This window comes from Sulfitobacter sp. DSM 110093 (assembly GCF_022788715.1).
Taxonomy (GTDB): Bacteria; Pseudomonadota; Alphaproteobacteria; order Rhodobacterales; family Rhodobacteraceae; genus Sulfitobacter.
Window position 1 is genome coordinate 1,195,811 of the sequence record NZ_CP085167.1, and the last position, 20,389, is coordinate 1,216,199.

Sequence of the window (20,389 nt, forward strand, 5' to 3'; positions counted from 1 at the left end):
CATGCCTCTGTCAGCTATGGCATGAGGTTTGGCAGGTTTTCGCAGGAGGGTCAAAGGGGCAGGACGCTCTGTACATGCGCCAATTCCCGCCCATGGTTCACGCTAGGCGGGAACCCCCATGCCTGTTTCGGCATTTCCCAATCACATCGACGCAATGATGCCTCTCTGAGATCGGGCAGCGCCGCGTCTTGTTTATTAGGAGGAAGAACAATGACCAATCTTATGCAACATGCCAGCCGCCTTGCGCTGGTCACCGTTTTAAGTGCGACCCCGCTGGCTCTTGCCGCGCAGGACACGGCGACCGAGCCGATGACAGAGCCCGCGCAAGAAGAGAGCACCGAGCAAGCGCCGATGACCGATACCGATGCTGCAAGCGATACGGCAACGGATGACGCTGCCGCAGAAGAGATGACCGATACGGCAGAGGCACCGGCGACTGATATGGCCCCAGAAGGCGATACCGAAGCCGCCGAAGGTTCTGACGCGACATCGATGACTGATACCGCAGAAACGCCGATGGCTGACGACACCGCGCCCGACGCGATGGCCGAAGCCCCCGCCGACGCAGCCCCTGCCGAAGAGCCGGTGAAACCTGTCGAAGGCCAGATCACCATGCAGAGTGAGAACACTATCCTTGCCGATGATCTGATCGGCAGCAGTGTATACTCTGACGCGGGCGAGTCGATTGGCGATGTCGACGACCTGATCGTCAACCTTGATGGCACCGTCGAAGGTGTTGTGATCGGTGTCGGCGGTTTCCTCGGGATGGGCGAGAAATGGGTCGCGGTTGAGATGGACAGCCTGTCCACCATGACTGACGAGTCCGGCACTTTGCGACTTGTGTCCTCGGCCACGAAGGCTGATCTGGAAGCCGCCGAAGCCTTCGTGACAGCTCAGGATATGGAGGCCGCAAGCCAAGCGACTGAAGATCCCGCAATGGTCCCAGAAGCTGGCACCGCCGAGCCGGTGAATTAAGCCAAGACTACAGCAAAGATATACAAAGGGGCGCTGAAATCAGCGCCCCTATTTATGTCGTAATGTAAGCTTGCCTTAGCCCAAGCTAAGGCTCGCCGCGCTTTCTGGCAGTTCTTCGTCAAACAGACGCTGGTAGAATTCCGCGACGGTTTGGCGCTCCAACTCATCACATTTGTTGAGGAAGGACAGGCGGAAGGCATAGCCGACGTTGCGGAAGATTTCCGCGTTCTGCGCCCATGCGATAACAGTACGCGGGCTCATTACCGTCGACAGTTCACCATTCATAAAGGCGGTCCGGGTTAGGTCTGCCACGGTGACCATCTGCTTGAGGGTCTTGCGGCCCTTCTCGGTATTGTAATGCGGGTTCTTGGCCAGCACGATCGCAGTTTCAGCGTCGATGCTGAGGTAGTTCAGCGTGGCCACGAGGCTCCAACGGTCCATCTGCGCTTGGTTAATCTGTTGGGTGCCGTGATAGAGCCCGGTGGTATCGCCCAAGCCCACGGTGTTGGCCGTGGCAAAGAGGCGGAAATAGGGGTGCGGGGTGATGATCTCGTTCTGATCCATCAGTGTGAGCTTGCCATCATGCTCCAGCACGCGCTGGATCACGAACATCACATCCGCGCGGCCCGCGTCGTATTCATCGAACACAATTGCGGTCGGGTTGCGCAGCGCCCAAGGCAGGATGCCCTCGTGGAATTCGGTGACCTGCTTGCCGTCGCGCAGTTTGATCGCGTCTTTGCCGATCAGGTCGATCCGGCTGATGTGGCTGTCGAGGTTGACGCGCACGGTGGGCCAGTTCAGCAGGGCGGCGACCTGTTCGATATGGGTCGATTTGCCTGTGCCGTGGTAGCCTTGGATCATGACGCGGCGGTTGTGTGTGAACCCTGCGAGGATCGCCAGCGTGGTGTCAGGGTCAAACTTATAGGTGCTGTCGATGTCCGGCACGCGGCTGGTGCGCTGCGGGAAGCCTTTGACGACCATATCGGTGTCGATACCAAAGACATCGCGAACCGAGAGTTCTTCGGTGGGTTTCATGTCGTGTTCCAGTGCACCGTCGGCCATCGCTCGTCATCCTTTTCCTTAGGCGCGCGATCGGGGCCGCGCGCGTATCTGGTGCAACATATCGTGCATATCCGCAAGGGGAAGGGGGCAACTGGCATTATCCGCAGCCGACCGCTGGTCCAGTCGCGGGATCAGTCCTTGAAGTTGCGGCTGCCCTTGATCTGGTCCCATGCCCAGACGACAAGCTGCAACTGCTCTTCCTGACTGCGGTCGCCGCCATTCATATCGGGGTGCAGCACCTTGATCAGCGCTTTGTAGGCCTTGCGGACCTCGGGTTTGGTCCATGTGTCCTTGGCTTCGAGAATCTCGATCGCGCGGCGCTCGGTCGGGGGCAGGCGGCGGCCCGCTTGCTGGCCCTTGCCGGGGTTCTGGGTCGCGTTCTTGCCCAAAACCTGATGCGGGTCTTCGATGCCAAGACGGGCCCATGCGCGTTGTTCGGGATCACCCAGCGGCTTGGTGGCGCGTTCCCAGACCTTGTCCTTGGACATTTGCGCGTTCAACTCCGCCTCTGTGGTGCCGTCGAAAAAGCTCCACTTTGCGTTGTATTCGCGGACGTGTTGCTGGCAGAACCAGAAGTAATCATCAAGCACATCGGGGGCCTTGGGCGCGCGGAACTTGCCCGGCTCATCGCAGCCTTCATGATCGCAGATGCGCGTTGATGTCTCTGACGCACCGGACATGCCGCGACGGCCGCGGGGGTTTTTCTTTTTGGAGGACGACACGGACATGTCGAATCCGAAGGGATCAGCTTTTGGCATGTGGATAGACCTTTCCGACTCAGGCCGGTCACCATATACCCTGCGTCGCAGGATTGAAGGGGGCCGAGGTAAAAAACATGTCGACAACTCAAGAGATTTCAGACCGGCTGGAAGCCGCATTTGCGCCGCGAGAATTGGATGTGGTGGATGACAGCGAAAGCCATCGCGGTCATGCCGGGTTTCAAGAGGGGGGCGAAAGCCACTTTAACGTGCGCATCCGCTCTGAGCGTTTCAAGGGCCAGAACCGGCTGGCGCGGCACCGTGCGGTGCACAGTGCCTTGGGGCCGGATCTGATGGGGCGCATTCATGCGCTGGCGCTGGATCTGGACGAATAAGGCCCGGGTTTAGGGCTTTGATTTGTCCTCATCTTCGTCGGTTTTCTCCGGCGAAGGCGCTTCCGGCACTTCCTTTGCCGGGGTGTCGGAGAGAAAGGCAGGAGGTGTCGCCACTTCGGCGCGTTCCTCTTTCACGGGTGCGTCATCCTCAGGCGTGATAGAGGCAGGCGCATCGGCCTGAAGCGCCGTGTCGTCGCCCTCAATTGTGGCGGCCAGTGCAGGGGTTGCAGCAACGGCGGGGGACGGCAGCAGATCGGTGTCGTCCGGCTGGCTGGCCGCGTTTGCCAAGCGGCGGAACACCAGCACATTGCGCCATTCTGTCGTCGTTGAGGTCAGGCCAGACCGTTCTTGCGAGGGCAATGTCTCTGCTCGTTGGTATTCCCAACCCTCGGCGGCCTGTTCGTTCAGACACTCTTCCAACGTCTTGGAGAAGCGCGCTTCGGGGGCTTTCAGGCCTTTGGCTTTCTGCCCTTTGCTGGGGGCGGGAAGGATCTTGTATTCGTAGCGCATAGGGGCCTCGGCTGGGTTGGCGACGTGAGCCGCGTCAGGTGAGTTTCAGGCGGATTTGCGGCGGATGCCGATGCGGCGACCGGCCTGCGCCGGTGTGGGCAATTTGGCATGGCTGCGGCGCATCGCGTCAAGATGGGTCAGTATATGGTCCGGCATGGGGGCCACACGTGGGCCGGACTGGTCCACATGCAGCGTCAGCCCCTCGGCGGTGGCAGCGAGCCAACCGTCGACGTGCCACAGCTCCTGAAAGCTGTGAAACCGCTTCTCGTCATGGTCGAGCAGTTGGAAGGTGGTGTAGACGCGGTCACCTTCGTGCAATTCACGTAAGTAACAAACGTGGAATTCGGCCACATAAGTGGTGCAGCCCGTGCGCTGGTATTCCGGCCCCAGACCGATTTCGCCATAGGCTTGGTCAACGCCCTGATCGAACAGGACGTTGTAATAGGCCATGTTCAAATGACCATTGAAATCAATCCATTCGGGGAGAACTTTCATCTCGCTCGAACGGAAGGGGGCCGGGGTCTCGCTCATTGCTGGGCGAGCTTGCGCGACACGATTTCGTTGACCGCCTTGGGGTTGGCCTTGCCGCCCGTGGCTTTCATCACCTGACCGACGAACCAACCCGCAAGTTTCGGGTTCTGCTGCGCCTTGGCGACCTGATCGGGGTTGGCGGCGATGATTTCATCCACTGCCGTTTCAATCGCCCCGGTGTCTGTGACCTGCTTGAGGCCTTCGGTTTCAACAATCTCAGCCGGGTCGCGGCCAGTTGTATAGGTGATTTCAAAGACTTCTTTGGCGATCTTGCCGGAAATGGCATCAGAGGCGATCAGGTCAACAATCGCGCCTAGCTGCGCCGGGGTGACCGGGCTTTCGGTGATGCTCTTGTCGTCTTTCTTCAGTCGCCCGAAGAGTTCGTTGATCACCCAGTTCGCCGCCATCTTGCCATCACGGCCCTGCGCCACGGCCTCAAAATAGCCCGCGCTGTCGAGGTCAGCGGTCAGAACGGAAGCGTCGTAGTCGCTCAGACCAAAGTCACCGATAAACCGCGCTTTCTTCTGGTCCGGCAGTTCCGGCAGGTTGGCGGCGATCTCATCAACCCAAGCCTGCTCAATCTCCAAAGGCAGCAAATCGGGGTCGGGGAAATAGCGGTAGTCATGCGCTTCTTCCTTGGAACGCATGGAACGGGTTTCTTGCTTGTCGGGGTCGAACAGGCGCGTTTCCTGCACCACTTCGCCGCCAGCTTCGACAATCGCGATCTGGCGTTTGGCTTCGACTTCGATGGCCTGCTGGATAAAGCGCATGGAGTTCATGTTCTTGATCTCGCAGCGGGTGCCCAGATGGCTGAAATCCTGTGTCTCTTGGTACTTCTCGTACTGGCCCACGCGGCAGATCGACACGTTCACGTCAGCACGCATCGCGCCGGACTGCATGTCGCCGTTGCAGGTGCCGAGATAGCGCAGGATTTGGCGCAGTTTGGCAAGGTAGGCGGCAGCCTCTTCGGGGCCGCGGATATCGGGGCGCGAGACGATCTCCATCAGGCAAACGCCTGTGCGGTTGAGGTCAACAAAAGACATGTTCGGATCCATGTCGTGGATCGATTTGCCCGCGTCCTGTTCCATGTGGATACGTTCGATCCGCACCAAACGGGCGGTACCGTCGCCGATCTCGACCAGCACTTCGCCTTCGCCGACAATGGGCTCATAAAGCTGGCTGATCTGATATCCTTGCGGCAGATCGGGGTAGAAATAGTTTTTGCGGTCAAAGGCGGATTTCAGGTTGATCTCGGCTTTAAGGCCCAGCCCCGTGCGCACGGCCTGTTCGATGCAATATTCGTTAATTACTGGCAGCATCCCCGGCATCGCAGCGTCAACAAAGGCCACATTGCTGTTCGGCTCTGCGCCAAATTGGGTCGATGCGCCTGAAAAAAACTTGGCATTCGATGCGACCTGCGCGTGCACCTCCATACCGATGACCAGTTCCCAGTCATGTTTGGCACCGGCAATCACGCGCGGTTTCGGGGTGTCGTAACTCAGATCAAGCATCGCGGCCGCCTTCGGTCAATTGGAACTTGGCCGGTCATACTGGAGCGCACCACGCGCTTCAAGAGGCAGGCTTAGCTCGGCATGGCAATCTGACGGCGTCCTTCGGTGAAAATGACCCTTTTGCCTGCCTCAATCTCCCGCTGAAACAGGCCGGTAATGATGCGCATTGCCTCTTCACGGCCCGATGCGGCAAAACGGCTGGGGGAGCGGACGCGGAGATTGTTGTCAAAGCCGCGTGCGGCATGGGCCCAGAGCAGCGGGTGCAGTTCCGTCATATGGTCCCGTACGATCCAGCGCGCGCAATCGGCGATCTCTGCGCGTACTTCACCGGCGGCATCCTCTGATGGGGCGGCTTGGCCAATGGCGCTGGCACAATAGGACGCCAGTAGATTGGCGGTGTGCGGGTCGGGTCGATGTTCAAGAATGTCACGCAAGCCTTCGATAAAGAACGGCACATCAAGGTTGGCACAGGCCCGCGCATCGCAGCTGATCGCGTCGAATTGCACCCAAGTATAGCCGCCCGCGCCCCATGTCTCTTCGGTCCGCGCAGCGGTGCGGCGGGCTTCGAGTTCAAGTTGGTCATATGAGCCATGCCACCGCGGCAGGAGGTGGTTGCCCATGGCCCGCATGGGGCGCGGGTTTTCCGGGTTCAGGTCAATGAGCCGTTCATAGCGGTCAGCAACCATGCGGGCGTCACCGCCTGATCCCCCAAGCAAGGCACAGCGCGTCGCCGCGAGCAGGGGCGACCCCGCCGTGTCCTTTTCGAATGGCGCGAGGATTTCCTCAGCGCGGTCAAAATGTGCCTCAAAGGCTGTGCGGTTGCGGGCGGGCACATCGCCGTCCCACCCCGTGCCGCGCCATGCCCAGCCGATGTCCATATGCGCTTGGGCCACAATTGCGGCGATCACGTGGCTTTTGGAATGGTCGGCCAGTACATGTTCCAAGGCCTCTATCCCGGCCATCAGCGGCGCATCACTGGCGGGCTTTCCATCGAACAGCGCGTGTTCGGCGGCAAGAATCACATCCGCCCGGGCGCCAAAGGCCATGAGTTCGGCCACCGGCATCGCGCCGGGTGTCATCTCGCGGTTTTCGTCGGCGTCATGCAAGAGAGCGGCCATTTCCTCCCAACGTTCCTGACGGACCAGCCACTGCGCGCGGTACTGATGACGGTCGCGGTGCATCTCTTCGGTGGTGGGGTCAGGGCAGGCGATCCGAAGCAATGCACCGCGCGGCGCACGGCGGCGTAACAGCGGCATTTCCAGCGGCTCAACTTTGGGATTGCAGGGGACGGGTTTCGCAAAGAACCCCTGCAAAGCGGACGGGATCATATTAGAGAGTTTCTTCATCTGGGGCCGGTCCTGCCTGATATTTGTCGATGGTTAATGTCTGGCGGGGTAATGGGGCGGAACCGTGTCCGGCATGCGGAGCTTTCGGGAAATTTCTGCAGCGGGTTGGGGCAGGGCGGACGCAGCCGAAGGCGACAATCGCAAAGTCGGGCGGGGCGTTGTTTCCTGATCAGAGGAAATCTGCCGATTTGAACAGCCCGCTGCGCTTGCCAAGCGTCCTTTGGGGCGGTCTTATGCGCGGCATGAGACCTGCCATGATTGCCCTGCTGCTCTGCGCGAGCCCCACATCGCTTTTGGCCGAGCTTCCCAAACAGCCCGCCCCGGTGGTGGCGGGGGATGACGTGGTGCAGACCGCCGCGACATCGTTGTCCTTCCCCGACGCGGTAAAGGCTGAGGAAAAACCGCCCGCGCTTGAGACCGCGCCCTTCACCACGTCCCTGCGCCCACCCGCGCGTCCGGGCAATCTGCCGCGCACCCGTTGGCAGCATATGCGGGGCCATTCGCTTTGGACCCGTGCAGCGATCTCGGCGCTCAAGTCTCATGGCAAGCCCTTGGTGGATATGGTGCCTGCCGATGTTGAGGAGTGGTGCCCGGCCTATCCGACGGCACCCGACAGTCAGCGGCGCGCCTTTTGGGTCGGTTTCATGTCGACCTTGGCGAAACATGAGAGCACCTATCGGTCTTGGGCCGTGGGTGGCGGTGGGCGCTGGTATGGGCTGCTGCAAATCCTGCCGGGCACGGCGCGGGGGTATAAATGTAACGTTGGCAGCGGCGACGGGCTCAAGAATGGGGCCGCGAACCTCAGCTGTGCTGTGCGGATCATGGCGACGACCGTGCCGCGCGATGGGGTGATAGCCGGAAACGGCAGACGCGGTGTTGGGGCGGATTGGGGGCCAATGCGCAGCGCCTCCAAACGCGAGGATATGGCCCGCTGGCTGCGGCAGCAGTCCTATTGCAAGCCATTGAACGCGACACGGCCCCGAAGCCGTCCGTAAATTATTGGATCAACGTGAAGTGGTGCCGCTCTGTGGTGATGCCGCGTGTCTGTAGCGCGGCTTCGAATGCGCGGTGCGGTGGGGTGGCCTCAAAAGGCAGTTTGATCTTGCGGCCCGTCTTTAGAATGACTGTGGCCCGGACCGACATATCAAGCCGCGTATCAAGCCGAACGCGGTCGATCTGCACCAGCGCGATTTTCGCGTCGCGCTTGCCGGTGACCCACGTCAGAGTGTCGTCGTCGAGCGTCAAGCCGCTGACAGGATTGGTAAAAAGCTCCCAAAGTGCGGGTAGGGTGAAAAACGCCAATAGCCCCACAACCCAGCCCGAAGCCTCAAGCCAGAGCCACCCCGCGCCGAGGGCCGCCCAGATCGCGGGCAACACCAGTAGCGTCGTCCGGCTGCGGGCATGGCGGCGGTAGGTATAGGCCGCCATGCCCTCTGTCTGGGTTGCCGCGTCAGGCACCGCGAATGCGGCTAAGCATCTCTGACGTGTCCCGGCTGAGATCGGGGCTGGCAAGTATGCGGTCCAATTGCGTTTGGATCATCTCTTGCCGCGCCGCGTCATAGCGCCGCCATGTTTGGAAGGCCGAACACATCCGCGCCGTGGTCTGCGGGTTCACCGGGTCGAGCTTGATCAGCCAATCGGCAAGCAGCGCGTAGCCCTTGCCGCTTTCATGGTGGAAGCCCGCATGATGCGCGGCGAGGCTGCCAAAGACCGCGCGGAAGCGGTTTGGGTTCTTCCAGTTGAAGTCCGCGTGCTGGGTAAGCTTTTGCGCGACCTCTGCGGCATTCTCTGGCGCGGCTTGCGAGACTTGCAGCCCAAACCACTTGTCCATCACCAACCGGTCATCGCGCCACTGCTCTTCAAACTCAGCCAGCGCCTTGTCGCCATGGCCCGCGCGCAGCAGGGCCGCCAGCGCGCTGAGTTGCTGGGTCATGTTGTCGGCCTGATCGTATTGCGCCTGCGCGCGCTCCGGGCCCTGTACGCGGGTGAGCAGGGCGAGGGCCGCATTGGTCAGTGCGCGTTTGCCGGATTGCTCGGCATTAGGCTGGTAGGGAGCGTCGACGATGTGCCGGTCGTAAAGCTCGCGCAGGGTTGAGACGAAAGCCTGCGCCATGGCGTCGCGCGTGGCCTCTACCGCTTCATGGATCGCCGCCGGATCCGGGGTTTTGCCCGTGTCATAGAGGGTGTTGGCCAAATCCGCATGGCTGGGCAAGCCCAGCATCAATGCACGGTAGGCGGGCTCTAGCGTCTCATCCCCGAGTACAGCTTGAAGTGCGGCAAGCCATTCAGCGTCCGGCGCGCTGCCCTCAGTGGTCGTCGCCAGCAAAGACTGCCGCGCCAAGGTCCGCCCCGACTCCCAGCGGTTGAAGGGATCGCTGTCATGGGCCAGCAGAAGCAGACGCTCTTCTTTCGAGAGGTCATGTGCAAGCACCACCGGGGCTGAGAAGCCACGTAGTACGGAGGCCACGGGACGTGCATCAAGTCCGTCGAAGGTAAAGCTCTGCTCGGCTTCGGTCATCTCCAACACGCGGGAGGGGGCCACTTCGGCACCATCCGCGCCAATCAGACCTACGGTGATGGGTAAGACCTGCGGCTCAGGGTTTGGCGTGGCCGCGCTGGGGGGCGTGTGCTGTGTGAAGGTGAGGGTAAAGATGCCCTTGCCCGCGTCCCATGCCTCCGTCACCGCAAGGCGCGGCGTGCCCGCTTGCGAATACCAGCGTTTGAACTGGGTCAGATCGCGGCCTGTGGTGTCTTCGAACACCTTCAGCCAATCTTCGATCGTTGCCGCGTCGCCGTCGTGACGTTCGAAATAGAGGTCCAGCGCCTTGGCATAGGCGTCATCGCCCACCAAGGTCTTGAGCATACCGATCACCTCGGCGCCCTTCTCATAGACGGTGGCGGTGTAGAAGTTGTTGATCTCTTGAAAGCTTTCCGGCCGCACCGGATGCGCCAGCGGGCCTTGATCTTCGGCAAACTGACGTCCGCGCAGGTCGATGACATCGCCAATACGTTTCACCGCCGGAGAACGCATATCGGATGTAAACTGGCTGTCGCGGTAGACGGTCAGCCCTTCCTTCAGACACAGCTGGAACCAATCGCGGCAGGTAATGCGGTTGCCCGTCCAGTTGTGGAAATACTCATGGGCGATAATCGCCTCAATTCGCTCGAAATTGTCATCTGTCGACGTCTCGGGCGAGGCGAGCACGGCGGCGGAATTGAAGATGTTCAACCCCTTGTTCTCCATCGCGCCCATGTTGAAATCATCCACCGCGACGATATTGAAGATGTCGAGATCGTATTCCCGGCCATAGACCTCTTCATCCCATTTCATCGACGCCTTTAGCGCCTCCATCCCAAAGGCGCATTTCCCCTCATCGCCGGGGCGCACATAAAGGTTTAGATCGACCTCGCGGCTCGACATAGTGGTGAAACGGTCGGAATGGGCCACCAGATCGCCCGCCACCAGCGCAAAAAGATAGGCAGGCTTGGGCCACGGGTCATGCCACTCGGCATGGTTCTGCCCCTGTGCCACCGGGTTGCCGTTGGACAAGAGCACCGGATGCGGTCCGTTGATGGTGACGGTAAAGATACTCATCACATCGGGGCGGTCTGGATAATAGGTGATCTTGCGAAAGCCTTCGGCCTCGCATTGGGTGCAATACATGCCGTTCGACATATAAAGCCCTTCGAGGGCTGTGTTGCCTTTGGGATCAATCTCAACCTCGGCCTCCCAAATAAAGGGCGCGTCGGGAACATCGCAGGTTAGGCCACGGTCCGTCACCTCTGGGGTGACCGGTTTTCCGTCGATCCGCGCTGAAATCAGCTTGAGGTCTTCTCCATGCAGGAAAAACGTAGCATCCTGCGCAGCCGGATTGCGGCGAAAGGCGATGCGGCTTTTCACACGCGTCTGATGGGGATCAAGGTCAAAGGTCAGCGCCACCTCATCCACAAGAAAGCCGAATGGCTGATAATCGCTGAGATAGATCGTTTGGGGGGTGGCGTCGCGCATTGGGCCTCCAGTGGGGGAACGTAATTGGTCTGGGAAAGGTTATGTCTCTAGAAGGCGGCCTGCAAGGCGAGCTGCCCCAACTTCAAGCAATGAGGTATATCCATGTCTGCCCCCGACACCGATACCGAAACGCAGAAGAAACAACATCGCCATGCTCTGATTGGTATTAAAACCGCCATTATTGCGGGGGCGCTTTTGATGATTGCTGGCATCGTCTATGCCGTGCTGCAAGCCACTGATCCTTCGCCTGAAGGCGACGCGCAGCCCGTGGACGGCCCGGCACAGGCCGAGCCTGTGATCGCCAAGCCGCAACCACCCGAGGGGCAGCGCTAGACCCTGCTTTTGTCCCCACGCTTGCGCCGCTTTGCCTTTCTGCTAGACATCTTCGAATGGTATTCAGCGCGGGAGAGGGCGGAGAATGACGGGCAAGATTGATAAGAACGGTTTGCAGGTAGACCCCGCACTGGTTGAATTCATTGAAACATCGGCGCTACCGGGCACGGGCGTGACTGCAGAAGCCTTTTGGGTCGGTTTTTCTGATCTGGTGCATGATCTTGGACCCAAGAACCGCGCTTTGCTGGAAAAGCGTGCAGACCTACAGGCGCAGATTGACGAATGGCATCGGGGCCGCGCAGGTCAACCGCATGACGCCGAGAGCTACACCGCTTTCCTGCGCGAGATTGGCTATCTCCTCCCGGAAGGCGAAGAGTTTGAGATCGAAACCCAAAATGTAGACCCTGAAATTGCCCAAGTGCCGGGGCCGCAGCTTGTAGTGCCCATCACCAACGCACGCTTTGCACTTAACGCGGCAAATGCCCGCTGGGGCAGCCTTTATGATGCCTTCTATGGCACCGACGCGCTGGGCGATCTGCCAAGCGGCAGGGGTTATGACGCCGAGCGCGGCGCGCGGGTGGTGGAGCGTGCCAAAGCCTTTTTGGATGATGCAGCGCCGCTTTCTGCTGGCAGTCATGCAGATTTGGCAGGCTACCGCGTGGTGGACGGGCATCTTGAAGGTGTGATGTCGCACGACGCCGCGCCATGCGGCTTGGCTGATCCAGCGCAATTTGCGGGTTACCGGGGTGCCGCCGAAGCGCCCGATGCAATTTTGTTGCGCAACAACGGGCTGCATATTGAAATCAAGATCGACCCGGACCACGCGATTGGCAAAGACGATCCCGCCAGCGTCGCCGATGTGATCATCGAATCCGCGCTTTCGACCATTATGGATTGCGAAGACAGCGTTGCGGCGGTGGATGCCGAAGATAAAGTGCTGGCCTATGGCAACTGGCTTGGCCTGATGAAAGGCGACCTGTCGGAAACATTTGAAAAGGGCGGCGAGACCGTCACTCGGCGTATGGCCGAAGACCGTCGCTACACCGCGTCCGATGGTTCAGGTGAGATCACGTTGAAAGGCCGCTCGCTTATGTTGGTGCGCAATGTGGGGCACCTGATGATGAACCCTGCCGTGCATGACCGTGAGGGCCGTGAGGTCGGCGAAGGGCTGATGGACGCGATGGTGACGACGCTAATCGCTATGCACGACCTCAAGCGCGCGGGGGGCAACTCTGTCACCGGCAGCGTCTATGTGGTGAAGCCCAAGATGCACGGGCCGGAAGAGGTCGCCTTTGCCGATGAGATTTTCACCCATGTGGAGAAGACGCTCGGTCTGCCGCAATATACCGTGAAGCTCGGCATTATGGACGAGGAACGCCGCACCAGCGCGAACCTCGCCGAATGTATCCGCGCCGCGAAACATCGGGTCGCCTTTATCAACACCGGTTTCCTTGACCGCACAGGCGATGAGATTCACACCAGCATGGAAGCCGGGCCGATGGTGCCCAAGGGCGAGATGAAGAACAGCGCTTGGATCAGCGCATATGAGGATCGCAACGTTGATATCGGCCTGGCCTGTGGCCTTCAGGGGCGCGCGCAAATCGGTAAGGGCATGTGGGCAATGCCCGACCGGATGGCCGAGATGTTGGAGGCCAAGATAGGCCACCCGCAGTCGGGCGCGAACTGCGCTTGGGTGCCGTCGCCTACAGCTGCTACGTTGCACGCCACGCATTACCACAAGGTTGACGTGCTGGCGCGGCAGGAAGATATCAAAAAGGGCGGCGCGCGTGGGACACTCGACGCGCTGCTGACCATTCCCGTGATGGAAGGCCGCAACCTCAGCACCGAAGAAATCACCCGCGAGATTGAGAATAACGCGCAGGGCATTCTGGGCTACGTCGTGCGCTGGATCGATCATGGGGTTGGTTGTTCTAAAGTGCCTGACATTAACGATGTGGGCCTCATGGAGGACCGCGCAACTTGCCGTATCTCCGCCCAAGCGTTGGCCAATTGGTTGCATCATGGTGTCATCAGTCGCGAGGAAGTCGAGGCAGCGCTGAAAAAAATGGCAGCGGTGGTGGATCGGCAAAATGCCGATGACCCAAGCTACCGCCCCATGGCGCCGGGCTTTGACGGGGTAGCGTTTCAGGCGGCCGGTGATCTGGTGCTGAAGGGCCGCGAGCAACCCTCTGGCTATACCGAACCGGTGCTTCATGCGCGACGTATGCAGCTTAAGGCGCAGGGCTGAGGTTGAGGCCGCCGTGCGAAGCGCCTATGTTCGGGCCATGGTGAATAAGAGGTAACTCATGGCCCGACCCGTCGTTGGTATTATTGGCAATTCCTACCTGCTGAACGATAGCTACCCCGTACATGCCGGCGGGCAGATGAACACCGAGGCAATTGCCGAAGTTTCTGGATGCCTGCCGATGATCGTGCCCAGCGATCCGCGCTTTGTCTCGGTCGAAGAATTGCTTGAGGTCTGCGATGGGTTCTTGCTGACCGGCGGGCGGCCCAATGTGCATCCAGAAGAATACGGTGAGCCTGAGACAGAGGCACATGGTGCCTTCGACCGCGCCCGCGATGCCGTGGCGCTGGCGCTGGTCCGGGCCTGTGTGGCGCGGGGTCAGCCGTTTCTTGGGCTGTGCCGCGGTTTTCAAGAGGTGAACGTGGCCATGGGGGGCTCACTCTACCCCGAGATACGCGATTTGCCCGGGCGGATGAACCACCGGATGCCCCCCGACGGCACCATCGAAGAGAAGTTCGAGCTGCGCCATGACGTGAGTTTTACCGAAGGCGGCGTGTTCCACCGTGTGATGGGCGCATCCAAAGTGCTGACCAACACCCTACACGGGCAGGGGATCAAGGCCCCCGGCCCGCGTGTGGTGGTTGACGGCCATGCCGATGATGGCACGCCAGAGGCGATTTACATCAAAGATGCCCCCGGCTTTACGCTTGCCGTGCAATGGCATCCTGAATGGAACGCCGCGAACGACCCCGTGTCGCGCCCCTTGTTCGAGCATTTTGGCGCGGCAGTGCGGGCATGGGCCGCGGATGGTTCGGCTTTGCCGGTGATGACCGCCGCGCAGTAAAACGCGGCGCTTGAGCTGTGATGAGACCTGCTCGGGCTGCTATGCTGGCCGGGGCCCCTTGGCGCGGTGGGAAAACGGTCAAATGGTCGGCTCTAGCTGTGTAGGCGATCCGGGGGCCTCGTTAACAAATCTAGAGGGACTAGCCGCGTTGCGTTGTCGTCCAGCACATCGTCTTCCTCTAGTTTGTCAACGACTTCAAATTCTGGGGCCGCTTGGCGCGGCCTGTTGCGGTTGTAAGAACTGAACGGCCAATCCTCTGGGCGGTCACACAAGCCTGCGTGCATCGGACTGAGATGCACCAAATCACAGTGCCGCCGAAAATCGGCTTGGTCCCTTATCCGATGTTCCCAGAATCGCCGCTGCCATATCCCTTTCTCGCCGCGTTTGATCTGTTGCAAGCTGCGGTGCGGGGCAGGGGGAAGGTGTTTTGAAAATCGCGCTTTCCACATGCCAATGCGGTTGGGATAGTCGTGATCATCCTTCGGCAAAGTCCAAACCGTATGGATGACATCCGGCAGCACCGTGATCGCGTTGATCTGGAACGGCTTGCGGGCCAAGGTCTCTCGCATGGATTGCCGCAGAATTGAGATATGGCGCAACAGGGCATCGTCGCCCCGCCGCGCCAGTCGCAAGGTGAAAAAGTATCTGTCGGGACCATGGGATGAATTGCGTCTCATGGTCCCAAACGTTGCGCAGCTTGGTTAAGTTTGCCTTAACGCTGCTACATTTGCCCGCCTGCAATCTCAATGGATTGTCCGTTAACGCTCTCCGAGCCTTCTGCGATCAGCCATGCAGCAGCGGCGGCGACCTCCGAAGGGCCAATGAGTCGCTTGTGGCGGTTGGCGTTGACCATGACATCGCGCGCTTTGTCTTCGGAAAGCCCGGCGCGTTGCGAAATTGCTCGGGTGTTTCGTGCAATAATATCGGTGTCGACATAACCGGGGCAGAGTGCGTTGAAGGTAAAGGGTTGGCCCATGTAATCTTCGCTCAGGGATCGGATCAGCCCGATCATCCCGTGTTTGGATGCTGAATAGCAGGCCGCTCCCGGCAAGCCACGCAATCCTGCGATGGATGATACGGCAATGACGCGGCCCCAATCGGTCTGGCGCATAGATTTAAGGCTTTCGCGGATCGTCAGGAAGGCCCCGTCTAGGTTGGTCGCCATCATGTCGCGCCAAAAATCGAGGTCAGTCTTATGCAGCGAGCGCCCCTCGGCCACACCTGCGTTGGCGATACAGATTTGCACCGGGCCGCTGGCCTCTACCGCGCGGGCGATCGTGTCGACGACCTGTCCCTCATCACGCACATCCATGGCCATGCCGGTGATGCCATTGCCCGATACAGCGTCGAGCACCTCTTGCCGCCGCCCGGTGATCGTGACGCGGGCACCTTTGGCGGCCAAATCCTGCGCGATGGCCAATCCGATGCCCGTACCGCCGCCCGTGATGAATGCGTGTTTGTCCTGCAGTGTCATAATGCCTCCCTTTTCAGGGGTAGGGTGGCGTGGCTGAGGGGGCGGCACAATAGGGTTACACGGATGACGGGGCGTTATTTCCCTACGGCTAGCGCTATGCGTGTGTCTTGGTTAAGTACTCGCGGTAATCCGCTCACATTCGCGCCAGCCCTTTGGCTTAGGTCTTGAAGCTTTGGTGCCCTTCACGCACTGGTTGCGAAGGGTAACCTGATCACAGGGCCTGACTATGTGTATTGGAGCAGTATCATGAAACTCACAAATCTTTCCGTGCTGACGCTTGCCGCGACCTTCGCGCTTGGCGCGAGCACTGCGCAGGCTGTCGAAGTGACCGGTGGCTCTGTCGGCCTGTCCTATTCGGCCTTTGCCGACGACACCGATTTCAATCGCCTTGGGCTTGATGGCTCGGTCGAACTTGGGTTTAGCCGCAATCTGGGCCTGCAAGCCGATGCGGGCTACAACGATTTCGATGCTTCCGGCGCTGATGGCCACACATTGGGCCTGCACGGCATCTACCACATGGATCAGGCGACCTCATTCGGTGCGTTCTATACCCGCGAAGACATTGAAGGCGAAGATGCGGATATCCTCGGCGTCGAAGCTGGCTATGAAATGCTGAACTGGGAATTCGAAGGTTATATCGCCAATGTCGACACTGATCTAGGTGACGGCACGCTGGGTGGCCTTAAGGCCCGTTACGAGATGGCACAGGGCTTTGGCCTGACGGGTTCTTATGATCATTTCGGCAGCGACGGCGACGATCTGTCCCGTTTTGCCGTGCGTCTGGATCGTGACGTTTCGCCGACGACAAACCTGTTCTTGGAAGTCGGCTCTGCCAAAGCGGATGTCGGTGGTATCAGCGACTCTGAGCCCTTCGTCGGTCTGGGCGGCGAGATTGCATTTGGTGCCGGTCGCGGCACGACCTTTGACCAGCGTGGCATCGCCCGTCTGATCCCCGGTCTCTAAGCGTTCTGGCGGCTCTCGTTCAGAGAGCGTTGCACCACGGCATGGCCTTCGGGCCATGCCCTCGGCAGCGGGTGGAACAGATGTTCTACGACTGCGCCGAAATCGGCAAACCGTTCCCCCAATGTGGCAGTGCAGCATATTTGCACCGTTTCCCCTGCCGGTTTGCTTGTACTATTGCTGCGCCCGCGCTATCGGTCTGACTAACAAAGTTGCGCCAAAGCGGCGGAACGGGCCAGCAAAGGGGGACTCTTGGTTTGAAGATCGGGACACCAAAGGAAATATTTGAGGGCGAAAACCGGGTCGCAATGACGCCGGAAAGCGCGCTGCAACTGCAGAAACTCGGGCATAGCTGCGTCATTGAAACGGGTGCCGGTGCGGCTGCGGGGTTTGATGATGCTGCTTATGAAGCCGCAGGCGTTGAAGTGGCGAAAACCGCTGCCGCCCTGTGGAAGGCCGCCGATGTGGTCGCCAAGGTGCGCCCCCCGTCTGACGCCGAGGTAAAACGCCTGCGTGCAAGCCAGACGCTGATTTCAATGTTCAATCCTGCCGGCAACACCGAACTGATGGAGGCCGCCGCCAAAAAGGGCGCGACCGTCATGGCGATGGATATGGTGCCGCGCATCAGCCGTGCCCAGAAGATGGACGCGCTGTCGTCCATGGCGAATATCGCGGGCTACCGTGCGGTGATCGAAGCGGGCAACAACTTTGGCCGTTTCTTCACCGGACAGATCACTGCGGCGGGCAAGGTGCCGCCTGCGAAGGTTCTGGTCGTCGGCGCGGGCGTTGCGGGCCTTGCAGCCATCGGCACATCGACCTCATTGGGCGCCATCACGCTTGCCTTCGACGTGCGCCCCGAAGTGGCCGAGCAGGTTGAATCGATGGGCGCTGAATTTGTCTATCTCGACTTTGAGGAAGAGCAGGCAGATGGCTCCGCCTCGGGTGGCTACGCCTCTGTTTCCTCGCCAGAATTCCGCGAAGCGCAATTGGCTAAGTTCCGCGAGCTTGCGCCCGATGTGGACATCGTCATCACCACGGCGCTGATCCCCAACCGCGAAGCACCCGAGCTTTGGACCGAAGACATGGTCGCGGCGATGAAGCCGGGCTCTGTCATCGTTGACCTTGCAGCAGAAAAGGGCGGCAACTGTAAGCTGACCAAGATGGACGAGAAGGTCGTGACACCGAACGGTGTGACCATCATCGGCTATACTGACTTCCCCTCGCGCATGGCGACACAGGCCTCGACGCTCTATTCCACCAACATCCGCCACTTGATGACGGATCTGACGCCCGAAAAAGACGGCGTTATCAACCACGATATGGAAGATGACGTGATCCGTGGGGCAACCATCACCCACGAGAAGGCGGTCACCTTCCCACCACCTCCGCCCAAGGTTGCAGCCATCGCAGCAGCGCCGAAGAAGGAAAAGGTCAAGGAAAAGACCCCCGAAGAGAAGCGCGCCGACGAATTGGCGGCCTTCAAAGCGCAGACCAAAAATCAAGTCACGCTTTTGGCCGTGGGTGCGGCAGTGTTGTTGGGTGTGGGCCTTGTTGCCCCGGCCAGCTTCATGCAGCACTTCATCGTTTTTGTATTGGCGGTCTTTGTCGGTTTCCAAGTGATCTGGGGCGTGGCGCACAGCCTGCATACGCCGCTGATGGCGGTGACCAACGCGATCTCTTCGATTATCATTCTGGGCGCGCTGATGCAGATCGGCTCGAACTCGGCATTGGTGATTATTCTTGCTGCTCTGTCGGTCTTCATGTGTGGGATCAACATCTTCGGCGGCTTCCTCGTGACACGGCGCATGCTCGCCATGTTCCAGAAATCCTGAAGGAGCACGCATCATGGAATACGGATTTACGACAGCGGCCTATGTGGTCGCAGCGGTTCTCTTCATCCTGTCGCTCGGCGGTCTGTCGGGGCAGGAAAGCGCCAAACGCGCCGTCTGGTATGGCATCGCAGGCATGGCGCTGGCGATTGTTGCCACGTTGATCGGGCCGGGGGCGGGGTTCTGGCTCCTCTCGCTGATCCTAATCGCTGCGGGCGGCGCCATTGGCTACCAACTCGCAACCCGCGTGCAGATGACGCAGATGCCCGAACTGGTTGCGGCGATGCACAGCCTCGTTGGCCTTGCCGCCGTTTTTGTCGGCTACAACGCCCATATCGAACTGGGTAACGTGCTGGCGATGGACGAGGTGGCGCGCGCGTCGACCGAAGGCTTCGCCGCGCTCTTGGCCAAGAAGGACAGCGTTGAGATTGCGATCCTGCGGGTCGAACTGGTCTTGGGCATCTTCATTGGTGCAGTAACCTTCACCGGCTCGGTTATCGCCTATGGCAAGCTGGCAGGGCGCGTCAGCTCTGCTGCGACAAAACTGCCGGGCGGCCATATGCTGAACGCTGCTGCCGCTGCGATCTCCTTGATCTGTCTGATCTGGTACTTCAACACCGGGGGCTTCCTGCCGCTGTTTGTGCTGACGCTGGCCGCACTCTTCATCGGCTATCACCTGATCATGGGCATCGGTGGTGCTGACATGCCGGTCGTCGTGTCGATGCTGAACAGCTACTCTGGCTGGGCCGCAGCGGCGATTGGCTTCTCGCTTGGCAATGATCTGTTGATCGTGGTTGGCGCTTTGGTCGGTTCTTCGGGTGCGATCCTGAGCTACATCATGTGTAAAGCGATGAACCGTTCGTTCGTCAGCGTGATCCTCGGCGGCTTTGGCGGCACATCCGGCCCGGCGATGGAGGTCGAAGGCGAGCAGGTGGCGATCGAAGCCGACGGCGTTGCACAGGCGCTGAACGAGGCCGACAGCGTCATCATCATCCCCGGCTACGGCATGGCGGTGGCTCAAGCTCAAGGCGCGGTCAGCGATCTGGTCAAGAAACTGCGCGCCCGCGGCAAGAACGTCCGTTTCGCCATCCACCCAGTGGCGGGCCGTCTGCCCGGGCACATGAACGTGCTCTTGGCCGAGGCCAAAGTGCCCTATGACATCGTGATGGAGATGGATGAGATCAACGATGATTTCCCCAACACGGACGTGGCGATTGTCATTGGCTCCAACGACATCGTGAACCCTGCCGCTCAAGAAGACCCCAACAGCCCCATCGCTGGCATGCCGGTGCTGGAATGCTGGAAGGCCAAGACGGTCTTCGTCTCCAAGCGCGGGCAGGGCACCGGGTATTCGGGCATCGAGAACCCGTTGTTCTTTAAGGACAACACGCGCATGTTCTACGGTGACGCCAAGGCGTCGCTCGACAAGCTGCTGCCATTGATCGACTGATCGTTTTCTCTATAAGAAAACGACCGGGAATTTTCAAAAAATTCCCGGTTCAGACCCATCAAACGCCCCGCCGGAAACGGTGGGGCGTTTGCCGTTTCTCGGGGCGGTATACTGCGGTATGCATTAAGTATTTGAAAAGGCGTATTTTTCTTCTGTTCATCGGCGGCGATGGCGCTATTCTTGGAGGAAGATACTCTCTCCAGCAGCGGAACCAATC

Annotated in this window: 19 protein-coding genes; 9 read left to right on the forward strand and 10 right to left on the reverse strand. The window is 60.0% G+C overall.

Annotation, left to right across the window (positions count from 1 at the left end; translation table 11 throughout):
* Positions 1-210: 210 nt before the first annotated feature.
* Entirely contained in the window at positions 211-975 is a 765-nt protein-coding gene (locus DSM110093_RS05770) for a PRC-barrel domain-containing protein (RefSeq protein WP_243267098.1), read from the forward strand.
* Positions 976-1,050: 75 nt separating this feature from the next.
* Here DSM110093_RS05770 and cobS read toward each other — a convergent pair whose 3' ends face one another.
* Entirely contained in the window at positions 1,051-2,037 is a 987-nt protein-coding gene (gene cobS / locus DSM110093_RS05775) for a cobaltochelatase subunit CobS (protein ID WP_067625494.1), read from the reverse strand.
* Positions 2,038-2,168: 131 nt separating this feature from the next.
* Entirely contained in the window at positions 2,169-2,795 is a 627-nt protein-coding gene (locus DSM110093_RS05780) for a J domain-containing protein (protein ID WP_067625492.1), read from the reverse strand.
* A 77-nt stretch (positions 2,796-2,872) separates the two neighbouring features.
* Here DSM110093_RS05780 and DSM110093_RS05785 point away from each other — a divergent pair, with 77 nt between their 5' ends.
* Entirely contained in the window at positions 2,873-3,130 is a 258-nt protein-coding gene (locus DSM110093_RS05785) for a BolA family protein (protein ID WP_067625489.1), read from the forward strand.
* Positions 3,131-3,139: 9 nt separating this feature from the next.
* On the opposite strand, the gene DSM110093_RS05790 is transcribed toward DSM110093_RS05785, so the two are convergent.
* From DSM110093_RS05790 to DSM110093_RS05805, 4 genes are all read right to left on the reverse strand, one after another.
* Positions 3,140-3,640: a DUF4177 domain-containing protein gene (locus tag DSM110093_RS05790; RefSeq protein WP_243267099.1), complete on the reverse strand. Its 501-nt coding sequence runs from the start codon at positions 3,638-3,640 to the stop codon at positions 3,140-3,142.
* Between the two features lie 45 nt (positions 3,641-3,685).
* On the reverse strand, positions 3,686-4,171 hold the full coding sequence (locus DSM110093_RS05795) for a thioesterase family protein (RefSeq protein ID WP_243267100.1): 486 nt from the start codon (positions 4,169-4,171) through the stop codon (positions 3,686-3,688).
* On the reverse strand, positions 4,168-5,682 hold the full coding sequence (gene gatB, locus DSM110093_RS05800) for an Asp-tRNA(Asn)/Glu-tRNA(Gln) amidotransferase subunit GatB (RefSeq protein WP_243267101.1): 1,515 nt from the start codon (positions 5,680-5,682) through the stop codon (positions 4,168-4,170). Before gatB ends, DSM110093_RS05795 begins: the two co-directional genes overlap by 4 nt.
* 71 nt (positions 5,683-5,753) lie before the next feature.
* On the reverse strand, positions 5,754-7,028 hold the full coding sequence (locus DSM110093_RS05805) for a hypothetical protein (RefSeq protein ID WP_243267102.1): 1,275 nt from the start codon (positions 7,026-7,028) through the stop codon (positions 5,754-5,756).
* A gap of 254 nt (positions 7,029-7,282) precedes the next feature.
* Here DSM110093_RS05805 and DSM110093_RS05810 point away from each other — a divergent pair, with 254 nt between their 5' ends.
* Positions 7,283-8,023: a lytic transglycosylase gene (locus tag DSM110093_RS05810; protein ID WP_243267103.1), complete on the forward strand. Its 741-nt coding sequence runs from the start codon at positions 7,283-7,285 to the stop codon at positions 8,021-8,023.
* 1 nt (position 8,024) lies between these two features.
* Here the strand turns inward: DSM110093_RS05810 and DSM110093_RS05815 are convergent, their stop codons facing one another.
* Both DSM110093_RS05815 and pepN read right to left on the reverse strand, forming a co-directional pair.
* A complete protein-coding gene (locus DSM110093_RS05815) occupies positions 8,025-8,486 on the reverse strand; it encodes a hypothetical protein (RefSeq protein WP_243267104.1) in 462 nt (153 codons plus the stop codon).
* A complete protein-coding gene (gene pepN / locus DSM110093_RS05820; RefSeq protein WP_243267105.1) occupies positions 8,479-11,037 on the reverse strand; it encodes an aminopeptidase N in 2,559 nt (852 codons plus the stop codon). The genes DSM110093_RS05815 and pepN overlap by 8 nt, the downstream gene beginning before the upstream one ends.
* A 102-nt stretch (positions 11,038-11,139) precedes the next feature.
* Between pepN and DSM110093_RS05825 the strand changes: the two genes are divergently transcribed.
* The 3 genes from DSM110093_RS05825 (at position 11,140) to DSM110093_RS05835 (ending at position 14,459) form a co-directional block, all read left to right on the forward strand.
* Positions 11,140-11,370, forward strand: coding sequence for a hypothetical protein (locus DSM110093_RS05825; RefSeq protein WP_243267106.1), 231 nt, complete (start codon positions 11,140-11,142; stop codon positions 11,368-11,370).
* An 85-nt stretch (positions 11,371-11,455) separates the two neighbouring features.
* Positions 11,456-13,618 (forward strand): malate synthase G, encoded by a 2,163-nt coding sequence (locus tag DSM110093_RS05830; RefSeq protein WP_243267107.1) that lies wholly within the window; start codon positions 11,456-11,458, stop codon positions 13,616-13,618.
* A gap of 58 nt (positions 13,619-13,676) precedes the next feature.
* Positions 13,677-14,459 carry a gamma-glutamyl-gamma-aminobutyrate hydrolase family protein gene (locus DSM110093_RS05835; RefSeq protein WP_243267108.1) on the forward strand — a complete coding sequence of 261 codons (783 nt, stop codon included), beginning with the start codon at positions 13,677-13,679 and terminating at the stop codon, positions 14,457-14,459.
* A gap of 92 nt (positions 14,460-14,551) precedes the next feature.
* Here the strand turns inward: DSM110093_RS05835 and DSM110093_RS05840 are convergent, their stop codons facing one another.
* Together DSM110093_RS05840 and DSM110093_RS05845 are read right to left on the reverse strand one after the other, a co-directional pair.
* Positions 14,552-15,136, reverse strand: a complete 585-nt coding sequence (locus DSM110093_RS05840) for a transposase (RefSeq protein ID WP_243267109.1) — start codon at positions 15,134-15,136, stop codon at positions 14,552-14,554.
* Positions 15,137-15,180: 44 nt separating this feature from the next.
* Complete coding sequence (locus DSM110093_RS05845; protein WP_243267110.1) at positions 15,181-15,933, reverse strand: SDR family oxidoreductase; 753 nt, start codon at positions 15,931-15,933, stop codon at positions 15,181-15,183.
* Positions 15,934-16,179: 246 nt separating this feature from the next.
* Here DSM110093_RS05845 and DSM110093_RS05850 point away from each other — a divergent pair, with 246 nt between their 5' ends.
* The 3 genes from DSM110093_RS05850 (at position 16,180) to DSM110093_RS05860 (ending at position 20,172) form a co-directional block, all read left to right on the forward strand.
* Entirely contained in the window at positions 16,180-16,896 is a 717-nt protein-coding gene (locus DSM110093_RS05850) for a porin (protein ID WP_093926600.1), read from the forward strand.
* Positions 16,897-17,150: 254 nt separating this feature from the next.
* On the forward strand, positions 17,151-18,725 hold the full coding sequence (locus tag DSM110093_RS05855) for a Re/Si-specific NAD(P)(+) transhydrogenase subunit alpha (RefSeq protein WP_243267111.1): 1,575 nt from the start codon (positions 17,151-17,153) through the stop codon (positions 18,723-18,725).
* A 13-nt stretch (positions 18,726-18,738) separates the two neighbouring features.
* Positions 18,739-20,172: an NAD(P)(+) transhydrogenase (Re/Si-specific) subunit beta gene (locus DSM110093_RS05860; RefSeq protein WP_243267112.1), complete on the forward strand. Its 1,434-nt coding sequence runs from the start codon at positions 18,739-18,741 to the stop codon at positions 20,170-20,172.
* Positions 20,173-20,389 lie beyond the last annotated feature (217 nt).